This window comes from Mycobacterium sp. NGS56, assembly GCF_059812425.1.
This window is the reverse complement of the sequence record NZ_JCALCQ010000001.1, coordinates 1,253,451-1,271,384: the sequence shown is the minus strand read 5'-3', so window position 1 is coordinate 1,271,384 and position 17,934 is coordinate 1,253,451. Positions and strand designations below refer to the sequence as shown.

The window sequence follows — 17,934 nt, the reverse complement described above, 5'->3', positions numbered from 1 at the left end:
CGCGGTCTGGCAGTCGCGGCCAGGCGTGCAATCTCGTTGTCGCTACCAACTTCACAGCTCGCCATAGGGCTTCCGAATTAATCCGACCTCCCGTAATTCGTCAGCCGAGCACTTCGTCTGTCCAAGCCACGATTTGGGGTACGAGCTGCTTCCAGTTCGCCCAGACTGACTCTCCGCGGTCCCGGCTGGCTTCGAATCGGTCGAGGAACTCCCGGTCTCCCCAAACGGGATCGACGAGATGTGCATTCTGCAGATTCGCGGCTAGGCGTTCCGACGTCGCGCGGGTGTGATAGTAATCGCTTTCACCGCTGCGAAATACGAGTATGGGAAGAGTGATCGCTGCGGCTTCCTCATCCGAAAGCCCCGCCACTAGTGGGTTGCCGCATGCGCAGTAAGCATGAGCCCACCGTTCCATCGTTTCTATGAATTTATGCTTGTCCTGCGCAAGGAATCGGTCGCGGTTACGGGGGTTGCGTTCGATGACCTCGGCCCACGTGGGAAGGGCGGCTACATCGGCCATGGTTCCGTTCCACGCCGCCCGGATCGAGGGAAAGTTGTACACCTCGGCCAGCGACATAGTGCCGAACGCTCCGCCGCTGACCCACCACATCACAACGGCACAAGCAATTTTGGGGTTTCGCGCCGCAGCGAGTAATGAGATCCGCGCCCCTCCGGAGCCGCCGACCAACACCGTCGGTCCGAGGTCCAAATCTACGATGAGCCGGGCGAGTGAATCGGCCTGCATCACCGACTCCGAGCTGCCTTCGAAACACACCGCTGACGCGCCACAGTTGAGTCGATCGTAAATCACTACTTGCTTACCCCGATCAGCGAGCGCTTCGGCCATCTCGCGAACTCCCCCAGCATCCTTGCTGAAGCGGCCGCCACCGGTAAGTATGTATGGCTCACCTTCGCCGATGATCTCATAAGCGATCTCAAGGTCACCTTGTTGCATTACTGGCATAACTACTCTCTCCGACAAGGTAATTGGTTGCTGGGCCCTGTTCTTCCCGGAACAGCTCATCAATCATCATGTAGGCATACGGTTCGTCCACCAGGGCGGATCATCGTCGCGGAGTGGATCTCGTCAGCAATCATCGACGCCGAAGATGAAACGGTCCGCGATGCGGTGCTCGTTGCGGATCGACATCTCCTGGTTGGTGTTGAGCCAGAGCCCCTCGAATCCGCGCGAGTGCATACCCGCGTGAATCGCGTCGATGTTCACGAGGTCCTGCGTGGGCAGTTCGCCCCAGCCATCATGGTCCTGCCAACGCTCGAACTCGAGCCAGCTGGACTCCGGAACCTCACCAGGCGCGAAGTGTTCCAGCGAGAACATCTCGAACACACACCGATTCGGGTCTTCTGCGTCGGGGAGCATGCGATAGCCGAGCACGCAGGACTTCTCCACGAGGATGACCAGGGTGGGAAAGACATGCCAGTCACCGTTGCCCGCGAAGTACTCCTCCATCGACATCTTCGGGTAGTCGACACCCTCGGCAATGGCCAATTCCTCGCACATCTGGTGATAGACCATGAATGGCGGGATGGGACCGGGTTCCATACCGGCCATTTGCTGTGCGACCCGGTAATCACGCTCGGTGACAAGGGAATTGACCTCGAGGAACTGGTACTGCATCCCGTTCGCGAAGATCTCCGGCGATGCCTCCCGCTCCGCGCGTGCTGCGCCGCGGTTGCTGTCGGGCCGCACGGTGTAGGTGAACCGCGAGTGGTTCCGGTACACGGTGGTTGGTGTGTACGGCGCGTAGACAAACTCGTGGGGTGCCGCAGGCTCGGTCGAGGGCCGCACGCCCTGATCGCTCCGCACCGTCTGCGGGTGCGTGCCGGGCGAGTGGTAACCCTCGATGAACGCGTCGATGACGGTCTTGTAATTGGCGGCCAACGGGGTTCGCTTGCGCCAGCGGAAACGCATGTCCTGTAACCGGAAGGGCGCGAGCGCTGTCGGAAGCGGGTCGAGCCAGTCGAGGAGATCCGGCGGATTCTCGGCCATGCTGATGAACACCCAACCGCCCCACGTCCCTACCGACAGCGGGCGCAGCGCCCACTGCTCCCTTGGTCGGTTGAGGAACTCGTCACGGCACGGGACGAACGACGAGCGGCCGTCGAGCGCGTACCGCCAGCCGTGAAACCCACAGCGTAGCTCGCCGTCGACCGCGCATCCTTGTCCCCGCACCACCTTCATGCCGCGGTGGGTGCACGCGTTGTAAAAGGCCCTGATGCTCCTGTCCTTCTGCCGCACCACCATGATCGATTGCCGGCCGATCGTGTATTCGGAGTAACTTCCGGGGTCGGGAATCTCCTCCTCCCGACACGCCGTTTGCCACACCTGTGTGAAGAGATGGTCGAGTTCGAGTTGCAAGAACTCGGGATCGATGTAGCGGCCTTTGGGGACGAACGTCTCACCGCACGCATAGCGAGGCGGCACCTTTCCAGTCATCTTCGACTCGGCTGCGTCTTCAATTACGGTCATCGGCTACCCCTTCCGGTGCGCCAGTGCGCAGGCGCCTCGTCGCAATTGTTGGAACTAATCACGCTTCCTCGAACGACCTCTCGAACCTGGCTAACGCGTTCCTCGGCCATATGGTTTGACACTCATCTACAGCGCGATGGGGACGCTGGCCGGACCGCGCACTGAGCTGGTGTGGACGTACTCGACGTTGGCCTCGTCGACCTCCCACTGAGGGAAGCGCTTCAGCGTCTCCTCCAGCGCCACCCGGGCCTCCAGCCGGGCCAGCGCCGCACCCAGGCAGAAGTGGGAGCCGTGTCCGAAGCTGACGTGGCGGATCCCGGTTCGCGTCACGTCCAAGACGTCCGGGCGCTCGTACTGACGCTCGTCGCGACCCGCCGAGCCGGTCAGCAGGACCACCTTCGCTCCGGCCGGAATCACCCTGCCGTGGAAGGTGGTGTCGCGCAGGGCGAAACGCCCCTGGACTGGGGACGGCGCGTCGTATCGCAGCAGTTCCTCCACCGCGCCGCCGATCAATCCGGGATCCGTCACCAACTTCGCTCGCTGCTCCGGGTTGCGCGCCAGCGTGAGTGCCGCCCAACCGAGAAGTCTGGCGACCGTCTCGTTGCCCGCGACGTTGATCATCGCGATGAACATCAACAGTTCGCCGTCATCCAGCCGGCGTGGTTGCGCATCGGGCAAGACGACGTCGGAATTCATCAGATCGCTGACAATGTCCGTCGTACTGTGTTGGCGGCGCAGTTCGATCTGCTGTTGGTAATAGCCGTAGAGATTCGCCGAGGCCTCCATTCCCGCGGCGCTGAGTTCCGTGCTCCCTTCCTCGCGATGCAGTTGCGCGTCCGACCACTCGCGCAGGTTGTCGTGGTCCTCCTCGGGGAAGCCGAGGAGCGAGCTGATCACCATCACCGGCAGCTTGGCGGAGAAGTTCTGAACGTAGTCGAATCCGCCGGTGCCGACGTATCGATCCAGATAGCCCCTGCACAATTCGCGGACGCGGTCTTCCAGCTGAGCAATCCGGCTACGAAAGAACGTGCGGTTGACCATCTTCCGCAAGCAGGTGTGGTCGGGAGGATCCATCATGATCATCGGCTGGGGCGCGGGCAGAGGTTCTTCGCTGATCGTGTCGAGGATGATGCCGTGCTTCGACGAGAAAGATTCGGTGTCCAGCGATGCCGTCATCACGTCGTCGAACCGGCTGAGGGCGTAGAAGTCGTAATCCGGGTTGTAGTAAACAGGCGCTTCGTCGCGCAACCGTTTCCAGACCGCGTACGGGTCCTTATGCAGGGCACGGTCGAACGGATCCCAGCGCAAGTCCGTCGTTGTCATCGACACCACCCTCCGTGCGGAACACTATTACAGAAAATGTTTAATAGCACTACTATGCTCTAGCATCCTCGGGGACCCGGCCAATGAGCTTCAGGAGGTTATTTGTGGAGACGCGGAAGATGGACCACGTCGTATACGAGAAGGATGGAGCAATAGCTCGCATCATCTTGGACAATCCGGATCGCGCCAACGCCCAGACTTCCGAGATGGTCCACAGCGTCAGCGAGGCGCTCGATGACGCGCAGTACGACTACGACATCAAGGTCGTCATCATCAAAGCGAACGGCAAGGGGTTCTGCTCGGGTCACATTCCCGACGGCAGCTATCCCGAATTCAAGGCCGAGAGCGAGGCGTCCGGGAAAATATGGCGCTCGGCGGCGCAGTTGTTTCTGTGGCCTGTCCTGAAGCTCTGGGAGTTTCCCAAGCCGGTCATCGCGCAAGTGCACGGGTACGCCATTGGCGGCGGCACTACCTGGGCGCTCATTCCGGAGATCACGGTCTGCAGCGACGACGCCTGGTTCCAAATGCCGCTCGTTCCGGGATTCGGCCTGCCCGGTTCGGAGACGATGTTCGAACCGTGGGTGTTCATGAATTACAAGCGAGCCGCCGAGTACCTCTACACCGCGCAGAAGATCACCGCCGGGCAGGCTCTCGAGTTCGGTTTGGTGAACCGAGTCGTGCCGCGCGATCGACTCGAGGCGGAGGTAGAGGAGCTTGCGGCGCAGATCGCCAAGGCACCACTGATCACGTTGCAAGCAACCAAGGCCGGGATCCTGCGGGCGTGGGAGAACATGGGCTTCCGGACGCATCAGCAGGCCAGCAACGACCTGCAAGCGGTCGTGACCGGTTCCCGGGAATTCCGGGACTACATGGCCGAGCTGATGAAGAAGGCCGCCAAGCCGTCCGACCGGATCTGATCCCCCCGCTCGTGACGTTGGGGCAGTTCGGTGAATCTTGTTGTCATCAGGGCGTTTCAGTCCGTCCCGGACTTTTGGTGATCCAATGGTTTGCGGTGGGTAAGGCCAATCAGGCGTGCAGCGTCTGACGCGACACCGCGACCTTCCTGGCGACCTGCCAGATCGCCAACCCATCACTAATGACCGACAACAAGGCCTGATATCGCTGCTGAGCCACGCTCAATTCCGTCATCCAGGGACTGTCAAGGATCAGCCGAAGTAGCTGTCAAGCATCAGCCGAAACACCGTCAAGCATCACCCGACGACGAAATGTCACGCATCAGCCGAGGTAATACAACATTCAGTGTGGGGCGAGCGGAGCTCGAACCCGCGACCAACGGATTATGAGTCCCTTTTCGGCGCGCTTCCGACCAGGAGAAACCGTTGGCTAAATTGGCGCAAAATGCCTGCTAGACGGGAAACTTAGGCGTAGCCGGTACGGCTACGATTCGGGTTCGATACGACCTAGTGTCACCCTCGGTCGCCGGTAAACGCCGGTGCGGGATCTGCGCGCGGCTGCTAGCTACGGCAGTTTCGGTGAGTTTTGCACGGTCCAGCGCCGAGTGGCGCCCGCCGTCGACGCCCGACGCGCGGTACAGCGTCTTCTGCAACCGGCAGACAGCGCTTAGCGCGGCGCCCGAGATCGTTCAATTAGCTTCGCGGATCAGACCTTCCAAGTAGGCGAGGGCTTCGGCGCCGTCGTCGGCGATGAAGACCAGATCGATGATGGGCACCGGAAGGAAACGTTCCTCGTCCATTCGCTGGAGCTGAATCGTCAAACCGTCGTAAAACCCGGCCGTGTTCAGCAGCACGACCGGCTTGTCGTGCAGCTTGTGCTTCCTCTGCTCCAGGACGTCCGTCGCCTCGTCGAGCGTGCCGAGGCCGCCTGCCATCACGACGATCGCGTCCGCGCGCTCGATCAGCAACGCTTTGCGCTCGGCGAGGTCCTTCGCGAACACCATCTCGTCGGCGTCCTTCCTCGCGAACTCCCGCAGCAACTCGACCGAGATGCCGACGAGCCGCCCGCCGGTCTCCCGAACGCCATCGGCGACGACCTTCATCAGACCAGTGTCGGATCCACCCCACACCAAACCGTGTCCGCCGTTGCCGATGAGCTCGGCGAATTCTCGGGCGGGCCGCGTGTAGCGCTCGGCGAGGTCGGCGGAGGATAGGAAGACGCAGATGTTCATCCGGTCATTCGCTGTCAACGACGGTCACGATGCCCGGAGGTGCCTCGATCGCTTCGAGAGTCCGAGAGGCGGCCGTATCGATGTGCACGCGTGGTGCGTTGGGACGCGACTGTTCGAAGTAGGTGCCAGGACCGTAGAGGAAGCCGTACCGGATGACGACACCGTCCACGGCGAGCACCGCCTCTTCGAGTGCTGCGACAGCGGCGGCTTCCGCGCCGGGTTGCACGGTCCATGCAACGCTCTGGGCCACGATCTTGATGTAGCCCAAGCCTTTTGATGCCTCGATCAGATTACGGGTGCCTTCGACGCGTATTCGCGCATTGACTTTCGAATCCTCGGGTAAGTCTTTCAGATCGTCGGGAAGATCTGTCAGCTCGTGAAGTATGAGGTCGGGCGCGAACGCCTGAACGGCGGCCGTGAGCGCCTGACGGTCGAATACATCACAGACGATCGGTTGCGCACCGGTGGCGGCCAACCGGCCGGCCTTCTCCGGCGAGCGCGTCATCGCACCGACGGTGTGACCGGCGTTCCGCAGCAACGGCACCAGTCGCTGGCCGATGACCCCGGAGGCGCCGGCGAAAAAGATGCGGCGTGAGGTCGACATCAGTGCCCTTCGAGCAGATACGGCACAAATCCGTGCAGATAGACCTCGCAGATCATCGATGGCGGAATGGGCGCGGGCGCCGCCGACCGTGCTACGGCGACCGCCGCAGCGGTGAATGCCGTGGGGCTGACAGTAGTCCCCTCGATTTGCATAGTGTTCTCCTTTTGTGCGGCCTCACAGCGGTGCCAACGACGCTTTTGTGATGCTGAGTACAGTCTACAATACTCAGGAATGGATTGCCTTCCCGTCACCTTGTTCTAGTCGAGTACCTGCGCATGAAGGGTGAATGAAATGACTACGGTAAGAGCGGCTGCAGTACAGATGAGCCCGGTGCTATACAGCCGTGATGGCACCACTCAGAAGGTTGTCGACAAGATCGCCGAACTCGGGCGCCAGGACGTAGGATTCGCTGTCTTCCCCGAGACGATCGTGCCGTACTATCCCTACTTCTCCTTTGTCCAAAGACCTTTCGAGCTGGCCGCTGAGCAACTGAGGCTGATCGATCAGGCCGTGACCATACCGTCGCCCACAGTCGACGTCATCGCCGATGCGACCAGGCAAGCGGGAATCGTGGTGTCCATCGGTGTGAATGAACGCGATGGCGGCACGCTCTACAACACGCAGCTCCTCTTCGATGCCGATGGCACCCTCATCCAGCGCCGTCGAAAGATACTGCCCACCTTCCACGAACGGATGGTGTGGGGACGGGGGGATGCCTCCGGTCTTGCGGCCGTCGACAGCGCCGTGGGGCGGATCGGCCAGTTGGCGTGCTGGGAGCATTACTACCCGCTGGCACGCTATGCCGTCATCGCTGACGGTGAGCAGATTCACGCAGCGATGTGGCCGGGCTCGTTCGGCGGTCCGCTTTTCGCGGAGCAGACCGAGTTGAGCGTCCGCAATCACGCACTCGAATCGGGCAGTTTCGTTGTCAACTCCACCGGCTGGCTGGATGCCGATCAGCAAGCGCAGATCATGGCCGACACCGGGGCGCCGATCGGCCCGATATCGGGCGGCAGCTTCACCGCGATCGTGTCACCTCTTGGCGAATTGCTAGCTACGCCCTTGCGTTCCGGCGAGGGCGTTGTGATCGCCGATCTCGACTTCTCGTTGATCGATCAGCGTAAGTCGAAGATGGATGCCATCGGCCACTACAGCAGGCCCGAACTGCTCAGTCTGTTGATCGACCGCACACCGGCTGCTCACGTCCACGAGCGAGTCGAGCCCCACAACGCCGATAGGAAAACCGAGGCCGACCATGTCCACGTCTGATCCACTTGCGATCCCGTTCGGCGGCGTGCGCCTGCGGTTCGACAGACCGGCTCGCGAACTAAGCGCGTCGAGGCACTCAGCGGGCGACTTCGGTGAAAGCCAAAGCCAAGGTCCCCTTCAAAATCTGCCAATGCGGCTGCGGCTATTAGGTAATCCGGGATTCGGGAGGGCGGACATCGCGATGAAACGGGGGCTCGGCAACGCCCTCGCGCTGGGACTAGTGATCGTCGGCGCCGCGGTCTTGCTGCTGGCTTCGTTCCTACCGCTCGTCGAGCCGCCAGCCGCAGGGTCGCTGAGGTGGTCGCGGCGCGGGGATTCCGGCGACACGCCGGGCGTTCAATCCCAACCTTGGGTTTACCGAGGGTGTAAAAGCTCACGTCACACCAGTCACACGGTCGGCGCGCCCCGGCGTGTACCCCGGCGGCGGTGCCCAGTTTGCTAGCGGCCCACGCTCTGCACACGCTCTGCGCCCCACGCCGCGACGACGCCGCGAAAAACGGGCTCTCAATTGCACGGGGATGCCCCTGCGAGGCGCTGACCAGGGGAAATACGGTGGGGCGGGCGGGGCTCGAACCCGCGACCAACGGATTATGAGTCCGCGGCTCTAACCAACTGAGCTACCGCCCCCGACGGAGTAGTTCCGTAGGAAACGGTACCAAGCCCAAACAAGTAGGGCCGTGCAACCTGCTGACGCCGTCGACAGGCCGTGCCGGCTGGGGATTCGGGGTTAGCTAATGTCCGCAACGGAAACGGCCGGAGGGCTAAGTCCTCACGGCCGTTTTGATTCGGGTAGACGAAAATCGTTGCACCACAGCGGTGCTGGGCCGCTTAAGACTGGCTCGCCCAACTTGCTTTCGCGGCTTGGTCTTTGATCTTCGGAATCACCTCGGGCGCGTAGACATAGATCGCCGACTCGACCTCCCACTCCGCCTGCGCCTGACTCAACGGGGTGGTGCGGGTAATCATGTTGACCAGCTCCTGCCCCTCGCCGAACGGATTGGGGTTGGACCGCACCTGATCGGCGAACCAACGCCCCTCGGCGGCCTCATGGCAATCGGTGTACTCGGCGGTGTGGACCATCTTGTTTTGCGCGAGCAGGTTGACGTACTGCTCGTCGGCCGGAGTCAGATTGCAGGTAGCCGAGGCTAGCGGAGCCGACAGCACCGCACCTCCGAACATCGAGGCGCCCAGCGCGACGCCGGCTGCCCACACCGAAGGCACTCGAACGCGCGAACGTGTACGGGTGCTTGTCATTTCGAACCTCCCTCTGCGCGGAACGCAGTCGCTTCCGACGCGACCCCAGCAAGAAATTTCGTAAACAAAAACGGAAAGCCTTCCAGACCGCAGGCCTATGACGCACGATCCATGGCCATCCGGCTCGGGCCACGTTGCCGTCTTGTCACTTCTCGGTGTCGTATCAGTGTCGTCGAACGGGCTAAAAGTAGCGAATGACCTCCGCACACAGCGGAAACGCACACTTGCGTGTCAGTGTACGAATGGTTAACATTTCGTGCCCTCGGCCAAGCGCTGCGACCGGCTGCTGGTTGAGGTCAGCGCGCCGAGGGCTCAAGGCTCGTACAGCTGGGCGCCACTCAAGCGTCGTCCGCAAACGTCAGCTGAATACAGTCTGGCCGTCGGCGTCGATCAGGTACCGCTGCGTGCCATGCTCGACGCGCGGCGCATCGGCGCCCAATGACACCGCGACTTTGTTGCTGGCGTTCCGCATGATGTCGAAGGTGAGCTCCACGGCCTCGGACTCGGAGAACCGGGAGCGCACCTCGGCGACATCGTCGGCGACGAGGTGCGCAGGGGTCCAAATTAATGCATCGGCATAGCGCAGCGCTGCTTTAGCGCGGTCGTCGAGCAAACTCGACGACGCGAAGCGTTCGATCTCCGCGTACAGCGTTTCCGAACCGCCGGCATCGAGTGCGCCGCCCTCGCGTAGCGAGTTGCACAACCGGCAATTGTGCTGCGCCGCCCCGCGCAGCCGTACCAGTTCGGAGGTGATGGGGTCGAGCGCACGCATTCGCGCCACCGCGATTAAAAAGTCGTTGAAGACCAGATCCGACGGGTCGGTGGTGTGATCCCAGGTGATCGGTTGGGCGACCCAGCCCAGATACTGCGCGCCGACGCCGAGGGCTTCCAGCCCGGCCCGCACCCGGGGAATGAAGTCGGCGATATATATCTGCACGACGACGTCAAAGGTGCTGTCCCCCAGCTGCTTCCACAACCGCGACCGCTGCTGGGCGGTGACCGACGACACGTCCGCGCTGAATTGCTCGGCGAACTCGGCGACGGCGACCTCGGCTTCCGATTCCGGCTGGCCCACCTCGACGCTCGCGGGCAGCGGCGGCAGCGACATCGTCTGTGCGCATACCCGCCGTACCAACGCCGCCACGCGACCGTCGCCCGGGCATAACGACACCAACCGGGTGAGCTGGTCTTTTCGAACAGAAACCGGTGCCGCCATTCGTCACACGCTAGAACGCGCGGTGCCCGGCTGCAATGAATTACTGGGCCTGGCTCACCGATGACATATGGAAGTCGGGGATCCGCAGCGACGGCATGGCGGCGCGGGTGGCCCAATCGCCCCACTCGCGCGGCAGGGTCTTCTCGCTGACGCCGGCCTGGGTGGCCCGTCGCAGCAGGTCCAGCGGACTCTCGTTGAACCGGAAGTTGTTGACCGCGGCGGTCACCTTGCCGTCCTCGATGAGGTAGACACCGTCGCGGGTCAGCCCGGTGAATAACAGTGTGGTGGGGTCGACGACGCGGATGTACCACAGTGTGGTCAGCAGCAGGCCGCGCTCGGTGGTTGCGATCATCTCGTCCTGGCTGGCCGTTCCGCCGGTCATCACCAGGTTGTCGGCGGCCACCGCGACCTCGGCGTCGTATTTGGCGGCCGTGGCCCGCGGATAGGCCAGCGCGTTGATCACCCCCTCGCGGATCCAGTCCACGTGCTTGATCTCCGCGCCGTTATCGAACACCGACACCGTCTCCGAGGAGCTGCTGACCGCGACGAACGGCGTGCAGACCAGGCCCGGCGCCATCGGATCGGAGAAGAGCGTCAGCGACAGGTCGGTGAGCCGCTCCCCCACCCGGGTTCCGCCGCCGGGCGCCGAGAACGCGGTCCGGCCCTCCTGGGCCCCGCGGCCGGGCATCGACCAGGCCATGTAGATCATCATGTCGGCCACGGTGGACGGCGGCATGATCGTCTCGTAACGACCCGCCGGCAACTCGACATTGCGCTGTGCCCAGCCCAGCCGCGTCGAGAGCTGCTCGAGCAGCGAATCGATTGGCACATCGACGAAGTCGGGTGTGCCGACACCCGCCCAGGCGCTGGCGTCGCCGCGTTTGGCGTTGATCTCCACCGCGCCGGTGGGCTGGGTGAAACGTCGGCGCACTCCGGTCGACGAAGCCAGGAACGTTGTCGTAACACTATGGTGGGCAAAGCCGTACAGCCGGTCCTCGTCGCGGAACGCACGGCTCAGCGAGTCGGCGACATCGGAGAAAACCAGGGGTCCGGTGCCGGGTACCGGCGCGTCCCAATCGACCGGCACACCGGTGTCGGCAAGCAGCGGCGCGGCATCGCCGGCCTCGGGCGCCGCGCCGGCCGCCTCCTGCGACGCCGCCACCAGCCCGGGCAGCACCCGCGGATCGGCCTCGGCGGACACGATCGTGCCAATGCGCGCGCTGGAGCCGCGACGCACCACCGATATCACCGTGACGCTGCGGCTCACCGAAACCCCGTTGGTGGTCATCGAATTGCCTGCCCAACGCAGCGTGGCCTCGACCTTGTCGGTAACCAGCACCATGGTCTCGTCGGCTCGGCCGAGCTTGACCGCCTCATCGAGCACGATGTTGACGACATGCTGCGCAGTAATCATCGGCGCCGCTCCGCATCGCCTCCGGCGTGGATCATCGGCCGCCCTCGGTACGGGTGTTGAGCACGTTGACGCCGCGGAACAACGCCGACGGGCAGCCGTGGCTGACGGGCGCGATCTGCCCGGGCTGGGCCTTACCGCAGTTGAACGCACCGCCCAAGCGCCAGGTCGACGTGCCCCCGACGGCCTCCATCGAATTCCAGAACTCGGTCGTGGTGGCCTGATAGGCGACATCACGCAACTGACCGTCCAGCCGACCGTCGCGGATCCGGAAGAAGCGCTGGCCGGTGAACTGGAAGTTGTAGCGCTGCATATCGATTGACCATGACTTGTCGCCCACGATGTAGATGCCCTCTTCGACCCGGCCGATCAAGTCGTCGGTGCTGATGTCGTCGGGTGCCGGCTGAAGCGACACATTGGCCATGCGCTGGATCGGCACATGATGCGGCGAGTCGGCGTATGAGCATCCGTTGGAGCGAGGCTGCCCCAGCCGGTGGGCGAACACCCGGTCGAGCTGGTAGCCGGTGAAGATTCCGTCGCGCACCAGATCCCAGCTTTGCGCTGCGACCCCTTCGTCGTCGTAACCGATGGTGGCCAGGCCGAATTCGACGGTGCGGTCGGCCGTCACGTTCATCACAGGCGATCCATACCGCATGGTGCCCAGCTTGTCCGGCGTGGCGAACGACGTTCCGGCGTAAGCCGCCTCGTAACCGATCGCGCGGTCGTATTCGGTTGCGTGCCCGATCGATTCATGAATCGTCAGCCACAGGTTGGAAGGGTCGATCACCAAATCTTTGCGTCCGGGAATTACGCTGGGCGCCTTGATCTTTTCGGCGAGCAGCGACGGCAGCTTCACCAACTCGTCGGTCCAGTTCCACACCTCGTCGCCGGCCACGGCCTCCCAGCCCCGCCCAATCGGCGGCGCCAGCGTCCGCATCGAATCGAAGCTACCGGCCGCGGGGTCGACGGTCACCGCTTCCAGCGAGGGCAGCACCCGCACCCGCTGCTGGGTGATCGAGGATCCGAAAGCGTCGGCGTAGAACGTCTGCTCCTTGACGGCGGTCAGCACCGCCGACACGTGATTGACGCCGTCGGCGCTCAGCAGCCGACCGGAGTAGTCCTCCAGCACGGCGATCTTGTCCGTCGTCGAGATGTCGAACGGGTCGATCCGGTAGTTCGACACCCAGGCCGCGTCCGCATAGACCGGTTCGGGCGCCAGCTCAACGCGCTCGCTGCTCAGCGTCGCCAGCGTGGTGGCGACGTGCACTGCGCGCCGCGCCGTCTCCGCGGCCACCGGCGGCACCAGCTCCGCGTGCGAGGCGAACCCCCAGGTGCCGTCGACGATCACGCGCACCGCCAGACCCACCTCACGATTGATCACCGCGGTCTCCAGCTCGCCGTCGCGCAGCTGGATGATCTCGGTGATGATGCGATGAACCCGCAGGTCGGCGTGTGTCGCCCCGGCCGCTTTGGCCGCCGAGAGCGCGGCTTCGGCCAAGTCGTGGCGCGGCAGGTCCAGGAAGTCGGCATCGATCCCCCGGTTCGGTGTCACGCTTCCACCGTAACGACCGGTCGCCACAAACCCCGCCGGCGCCCGCTTTAATTACCCCATGGCCAGCGCGGTACGCGGGATTCAACCTCGGTCGACCGCGCTCGGCTACGCCCTGCTGGCGCCCAGCCTGTTCGGCGTACTCGCCTTTCTGCTGCTGCCCATCCTGGTCGTGCTGTGGCTGAGCCTGTGCCGATGGGATCTGCTCGGCCCGCTGCACTTCGTCGGCCTGTCCAACTGGCGCTCGGTCCTGACCGACGCCGGGTTCGGCAACTCCCTGATCGTCACGGTCATCTTCGTGGCTATCGTGGTGCCGGCGCAGACCGTCTTGGGACTGCTGGCCGCGACCATGCTGGCCCGCCAGCTTCGCGGCACCAACCTGTTTCGCACCCTGTTTGTGCTGCCCTGGATTTGCGCGCCGCTGGCCATCGCGGTGCTGTGGCGCTGGATCCTGGCCCCCACCGACGGCGCCGTGAGCACCGTGCTGGGACACAGCATCGAATGGCTGACGGATCCCAGCTTTGCGCTGCCGCTCGTGTCAGCCGTGGTGGTGTGGACCAATGTCGGCTATGTCTCTTTGTCGTTTCTGGCCGGCCTGCTGGCCATTCCCGAAAACATCCACGCCGCCGCACGCACGGACGGCGCCACCGCATGGCAGCGGTTCTGGCGCATCACGATGCCCATGCTGCGACCGACCACCTTCTTCGTGTCGGTAACCGGGATCGTAAGCGCAGCACAGGTTTTCGACACGGTATACGCCCTCACCGGCGGTGGACCGGCCGGCAGCACCGATTTGGTGGCCCATCGTATCTACGCCGAGGCTTTCGGTTCGGCTGCCATCGGCCGGGCGTCGGTGATGGCGGTGGCGCTGTTCGTGATCCTGATCGGCGTCACCATGGTTCAGCAACTCTATTTCCGGCGACGGATCAGCTATGACCTCACCTAGTCGGGCCACCAATGCGGCGATCTATGCCGGGCTGTCCTTGGGCGCTTTGATCACGTTGGCGCCGTTCGCGCTTGGATTGATGACGTCGTTCACCTCGGCACACCAATTCGCCACAGGTACCCCGTTGCAGCTGCCGCGGCCGCCCACCCTGTCGAATTTCGCCGATCTGGGCGGGGCCGGGTTCGGCCGCGCCGCCGCGGTGACCGCCTTGATGACCGCGGTGATTCTGGTAGGCCAATTGACCTTTTCGGTGCTGGCCGGGTATGCATTCGCGCGCTTGCGTTTCCCGGGGCGTGATGCGCTGTTCTGGGTGTACATCGCGACGCTGATGGTGCCGGGAACGGTCACGGTGGTGCCGATGTATCTCATGATGGCCCAGCTCGGCCTGCGCAACACGTTCTGGGCATTGGTGCTGCCGTTCATGTTCGGCTCCCCGTACGCGATCTTCTTGCTGCGCGAGCACTTCCGGATCATCCCGAACGACTTGATCAACGCCGCCCGCCTGGACGGCGCGAAGACCTTGGACGTGATCGTGCACGTGGTGATCCCGTCCAGTCGCCCGGTCCTGGCCGCGCTGGCACTGATCACCGTGGTCTCGCAATGGAATAACTTCATGTGGCCGTTGGTGATCACCAGCGGACACAAGTGGCGCGTGCTCACCGTCGCGACCGCCGACCTACAATCGCGGTTCAATTCCCAATGGACGTTGGTGATGGCGGCGACCACGGTCGCGATCGCCCCGCTGATCGCGCTGTTCGTGGTCTTCCAGCGCCACATCGTTGCGTCGATCGTCGTCTCGGGGCTCAAATGAGGCGGCGATGCGGCGAGATTGCCGCCATGGCTGTCTTTTCCGCCCATTCACGACCCCGACGGCAATTTGGGCACACACGACGACCCCGACGGCAATCGGAGCGTCCACGGTGACCCGGCCGCGCTTTTCGACACTGGCCGCGGGATCAATCGCACTTGTTGCTGTGCTGCTGGCAGCGATGGCAGTGCTGCTGGATTACTCCGGCCAGCCCCATGGTGGCAAGACTGTCGTCACGGTACGCATCTGGGACGATCAGATCGGTGCGGCCTATCGACAATCCTTCGAAGCATTCAGCCGCGCCCATCCCGACATCGACGTCCACGTGAACTTGGTGGCGTACTCGACCTACTTCAACACCCTGCGCACCGATGTGGCCGGCCGCAGCGCCGATGACATCTTCTGGCTGTCCAACGCCTACCTGGCGGCGTATGCCGACAGCGGCCGGCTCCTCAACATCGGCGAAGTACTCGGGCCCAGGGCCGCCTCGGATTGGGAGCGCCCGGTCGTCGAGCAGTTCACTCGTAACGCCACGCTGTGGGGCGTGCCGCAGTTGACCGATGCCGGAATCGCGCTGTACTACAACGCCGATCTCCTCACCGCGGCGGGCGTCGATCCCGCCCAGCTGAACACCCTGCGGTGGAGCCCTGACGGAGGGGATACATTGCGCCCACTGCTGGGCCGCCTCACCGTCGACGCCAACGGAAACCGCGGCGACACATCACGTTTCGACGCAGCGCGGGTGCGACAGTGGGCGTACAACGCGGCCAACGACCCCCAGGGCATCTACCTGAACTACATCGGTTCGGCCGGCGGCGTGTTCCAGCGGGGCGACACCTTCGCGTTCGACAACCCCGCCGCAGTGACGGCCTTTCGGTATCTGGTCGATCTGATCAACCGTGACCACGTCGCGCCGCCCGCCGCCGACACGAACGACAACGGCGACTTCTCCCGCAACCAATTCCTGGCCGGCAGAATGGCGCTGTTTCAATCCGGCACCTACAGCCTGGCGCCGGTCGCGCGCGATGCCCGCTTCCAATGGGGTGTGGCGATGATGCCAGCCGGCCCGGCGGGCCGGGTCAGCGTCACCAACGGCATTGCCGCGGCGGGCAATGCGGCGACGAAGCACGCCGCCGCCGTGCGTCAGGTGCTGGCCTGGATGGGCAGCAAACAGGGCAATGAATATCTGGGGCGTTACGGAACCGCCATTCCCGCGGTGTCCGCGGCTCAACCGGCCTACTTCCGGTACTGGGCCACAAAGGGTGTCGACGTCACGCCCTTCTTCACCGTCCTGGACGGTCCGCGCATCGAGGCTCCCGGCGGGGCGGGCTTTGCCGCCGGAAATGACGCCCTGAAATCGTACTTCGACGAAATGTTTTTGGGCCGAGGCGATGTCGCGGCGACCTTGCAGCGGGCTCAGGCGGCGGCCAACACCGCCGCGGCGCGCCAGTGAGGTCTGGTCAGTGGGTGTCGCCCGACTTCGGCTCGACCGTCTCGTCGTTGAGCGCGCTGTGGTGACGGCCCCAAACGAAATAAGAAATGGTCGCCAGGAGCACCCAGCCGCTGAACGCGATCCAGGTGTACCAGTGCAGACTGGCAAGGATGTAGCCGCAGGCCGCCACCGAGAGGAGCGGCGTGACGGGATAACCCGGAACCTTGAATCCCCGAGGCAGGTCTGGCTCACGCACCCGTAAGACGATCACCCCGATGGATACGACGACGAACGCGGTGAGCGTGCCGATCGACACCATGTCGGCGAGCTTTTGCAGCGGGATGAAGGCGGCCAGGGCCGAGGCGGCGATGGCGACGATCACCGTATTGGTCACCGGGGTCATGGTGCGTGCGTTCACCGTCGCGAACAGCGCGGGCAGCAGCCCGTCGCGTCCCATGGCGAACAGGATGCGGGTCAGGCCGTACATGGTGACGAGCGTGACGCTGAAGATCGAAATGACCGCTCCGGCAGCCAGAATCGTGCCGGCCCAGCCGCCGTGGGTGACGTTGTCAAGAATGGTGGCCAGCCCGGCTTCCTGCTGGCCGGCGAAGTCCTGCCACGGCTGGGTGCCCAGCGCGGCCACCGCGACGAGGACATAGACGCCGGTGACGGTCAGCAGCGCGCCGATCAGTGCGCGCGGCATGGTCTTCTGCGGGTTGTTCACCTCGTCACCCGCGGTGGACACCGCATCGAGCCCGATGTAGGAGAAGAAAATGGTGCCCGAGGCCGAACCGATACCGGACACGCCGAAGGGCGCGAAGTCGCGGAGCCGGCTCGCGTCGAACGCCGTGAAGGCGACCACGGCAAAGACCACCAACACGCCGAGTTTGATCATCACCATGATGGCGTTGACCATGGCCGATTCGCTCGCGCCGCGGATGAGCAACAACGCGCACATGGCGATCAACAGGATCGCCGGCACATTCATGTACCCGGGCTGGGTATCCCACGGCGCGGCCGACAAGGCTTGCGGCAGCTGCAATCCCAGGACACTGCTCAGCAGTTTGTTCAGATAGCCGCTCCAATTGACCGCGACCGCGGCGGTAGCCACTCCGTATTCCAGGAGCAGGCAGGCCCCAACGCCCACGGCCATGACCTCGCCCAGCGTGGTGTAGGCATACGAATACGACGACCCTGAAACCGGTACCGCCGAGGCTAACTCGGCGTAACAGACGGCCGCGAGCCCGGCGGCGACGCCGGCGAGAAGGAAGGAGACGATCACCCCCGGGCCCGCTTCGGGGACGGCCTGGGACATGACGAAGAAGATGCCGGTGCCGACGGTGGAGCCGATCCCGAACATGGTCAGCTGGAACGTTCCGATGCCGCGCTTGAGGTGATCGGCGGTCCCGCGCGCGGCGTGCGCACCCACCACCGGGCGCCGCCGCAGCATCTGTTCTTTCAGGCTGATCGACGTGGCTGGCAAGCGCC

The 17,934-nt window shown here is 63.9% G+C and carries 17 protein-coding genes, 1 tRNA gene and 1 pseudogene; 6 read left to right on the top strand and 13 right to left on the bottom strand.

Annotated features, from left to right (window positions below):
• Positions 1 to 100: 100 nt before the first annotated feature.
• From AC5Y4F_RS05875 to AC5Y4F_RS05865, 3 genes are all read right to left on the bottom strand, one after another.
• Entirely contained in the window at positions 101 to 964 is an 864-nt protein-coding gene (locus AC5Y4F_RS05875) for an alpha/beta fold hydrolase (RefSeq protein ID WP_499995470.1), read from the bottom strand.
• Positions 965 to 1,087: 123 nt separating this feature from the next.
• A complete protein-coding gene (locus tag AC5Y4F_RS05870) occupies positions 1,088 to 2,488 on the bottom strand; it encodes an aromatic ring-hydroxylating oxygenase subunit alpha (protein ID WP_499995469.1) in 1,401 nt (466 codons plus the stop codon).
• 126 nt (positions 2,489 to 2,614) lie between these two features.
• Positions 2,615 to 3,811 (bottom strand): cytochrome P450, encoded by a 1,197-nt coding sequence (locus tag AC5Y4F_RS05865; protein WP_067931288.1) that lies wholly within the window; start codon positions 3,809 to 3,811, stop codon positions 2,615 to 2,617.
• A gap of 102 nt (positions 3,812 to 3,913) precedes the next feature.
• On the opposite strand from AC5Y4F_RS05865, the gene AC5Y4F_RS05860 reads away from it, so the two are divergent.
• Together AC5Y4F_RS05860 and AC5Y4F_RS05855 are read left to right on the top strand one after the other, a co-directional pair.
• Entirely contained in the window at positions 3,914 to 3,967 is a 54-nt protein-coding gene (locus AC5Y4F_RS05860) for a hypothetical protein (RefSeq protein WP_369829672.1), read from the top strand.
• Positions 3,964 to 4,728 carry an enoyl-CoA hydratase/isomerase family protein gene (locus AC5Y4F_RS05855; RefSeq protein WP_499995797.1) on the top strand — a complete coding sequence of 255 codons (765 nt, stop codon included), beginning with the start codon at positions 3,964 to 3,966 and terminating at the stop codon, positions 4,726 to 4,728. The genes AC5Y4F_RS05860 and AC5Y4F_RS05855 overlap by 4 nt, the downstream gene beginning before the upstream one ends.
• Positions 4,729 to 4,840: 112 nt before the next feature.
• Here AC5Y4F_RS05855 and AC5Y4F_RS05850 read toward each other — a convergent pair.
• The 4 genes and pseudogenes from AC5Y4F_RS05850 to AC5Y4F_RS05835 form a co-directional block, all read right to left on the bottom strand.
• Positions 4,841 to 4,960: pseudogene (locus tag AC5Y4F_RS05850) on the bottom strand (IS481 family transposase); the annotation flags it as partial.
• Positions 4,961 to 5,414: 454 nt separating this feature from the next.
• Positions 5,415 to 5,957: an LOG family protein gene (locus tag AC5Y4F_RS05845; protein WP_067931227.1), complete on the bottom strand. Its 543-nt coding sequence runs from the start codon at positions 5,955 to 5,957 to the stop codon at positions 5,415 to 5,417.
• Positions 5,958 to 5,961: 4 nt separating this feature from the next.
• Positions 5,962 to 6,561: an NAD-dependent epimerase/dehydratase family protein gene (locus AC5Y4F_RS05840; protein ID WP_067931230.1), complete on the bottom strand. Its 600-nt coding sequence runs from the start codon at positions 6,559 to 6,561 to the stop codon at positions 5,962 to 5,964.
• The gene (locus tag AC5Y4F_RS05835) at positions 6,561 to 6,713 is read right to left on the bottom strand and encodes a hypothetical protein (protein ID WP_156749915.1); all 153 of its coding nucleotides are present in this window, start codon (positions 6,711 to 6,713) and stop codon (positions 6,561 to 6,563) included. The genes AC5Y4F_RS05840 and AC5Y4F_RS05835 overlap by 1 nt, the downstream gene beginning before the upstream one ends.
• A gap of 139 nt (positions 6,714 to 6,852) precedes the next feature.
• Here AC5Y4F_RS05835 and AC5Y4F_RS05830 point away from each other — a divergent pair, with 139 nt between their 5' ends.
• Positions 6,853 to 7,830, top strand: a complete 978-nt coding sequence (locus AC5Y4F_RS05830; RefSeq protein ID WP_499995468.1) for a nitrilase-related carbon-nitrogen hydrolase — start codon at positions 6,853 to 6,855, stop codon at positions 7,828 to 7,830.
• Positions 7,831 to 8,383: 553 nt separating this feature from the next.
• Here AC5Y4F_RS05830 and AC5Y4F_RS05825 read toward each other — a convergent pair.
• The 5 genes from AC5Y4F_RS05825 to AC5Y4F_RS05805 form a co-directional block, all read right to left on the bottom strand.
• Positions 8,384 to 8,457, bottom strand: a tRNA-Ile gene (locus AC5Y4F_RS05825).
• 201 nt (positions 8,458 to 8,658) lie between these two features.
• Positions 8,659 to 9,084 carry a hypothetical protein gene (locus tag AC5Y4F_RS05820; protein ID WP_499995467.1) on the bottom strand — a complete coding sequence of 142 codons (426 nt, stop codon included), beginning with the start codon at positions 9,082 to 9,084 and terminating at the stop codon, positions 8,659 to 8,661.
• 358 nt (positions 9,085 to 9,442) lie between these two features.
• A complete protein-coding gene (locus AC5Y4F_RS05815; RefSeq protein WP_499995466.1) occupies positions 9,443 to 10,300 on the bottom strand; it encodes a carboxymuconolactone decarboxylase family protein in 858 nt (285 codons plus the stop codon).
• Positions 10,301 to 10,340: 40 nt separating this feature from the next.
• Entirely contained in the window at positions 10,341 to 11,714 is a 1,374-nt protein-coding gene (locus AC5Y4F_RS05810) for a metallopeptidase TldD-related protein (RefSeq protein WP_499995464.1), read from the bottom strand.
• A 31-nt stretch (positions 11,715 to 11,745) separates the two neighbouring features.
• A complete protein-coding gene (locus AC5Y4F_RS05805; protein ID WP_067940234.1) occupies positions 11,746 to 13,263 on the bottom strand; it encodes a TldD/PmbA family protein in 1,518 nt (505 codons plus the stop codon).
• Between the two features lie 58 nt (positions 13,264 to 13,321).
• Between AC5Y4F_RS05805 and AC5Y4F_RS05800 the strand changes: the two genes are divergently transcribed.
• From AC5Y4F_RS05800 to AC5Y4F_RS05790, 3 genes are all read left to right on the top strand, one after another.
• A complete protein-coding gene (locus AC5Y4F_RS05800; protein ID WP_499995463.1) occupies positions 13,322 to 14,206 on the top strand; it encodes a carbohydrate ABC transporter permease in 885 nt (294 codons plus the stop codon).
• Positions 14,193 to 15,017 carry a carbohydrate ABC transporter permease gene (locus AC5Y4F_RS05795; RefSeq protein ID WP_499995461.1) on the top strand — a complete coding sequence of 275 codons (825 nt, stop codon included), beginning with the start codon at positions 14,193 to 14,195 and terminating at the stop codon, positions 15,015 to 15,017. Before AC5Y4F_RS05800 ends, AC5Y4F_RS05795 begins: the two co-directional genes overlap by 14 nt.
• 109 nt (positions 15,018 to 15,126) lie before the next feature.
• Entirely contained in the window at positions 15,127 to 16,467 is a 1,341-nt protein-coding gene (locus AC5Y4F_RS05790; RefSeq protein ID WP_499995459.1) for an extracellular solute-binding protein, read from the top strand.
• A gap of 7 nt (positions 16,468 to 16,474) precedes the next feature.
• On the opposite strand, the gene AC5Y4F_RS05785 is transcribed toward AC5Y4F_RS05790, so the two are convergent.
• Complete coding sequence (locus AC5Y4F_RS05785; protein ID WP_067940245.1) at positions 16,475 to 17,929, bottom strand: amino acid permease; 1,455 nt, start codon at positions 17,927 to 17,929, stop codon at positions 16,475 to 16,477.
• Between the last annotated feature and the right edge of the window lie 5 nt (positions 17,930 to 17,934).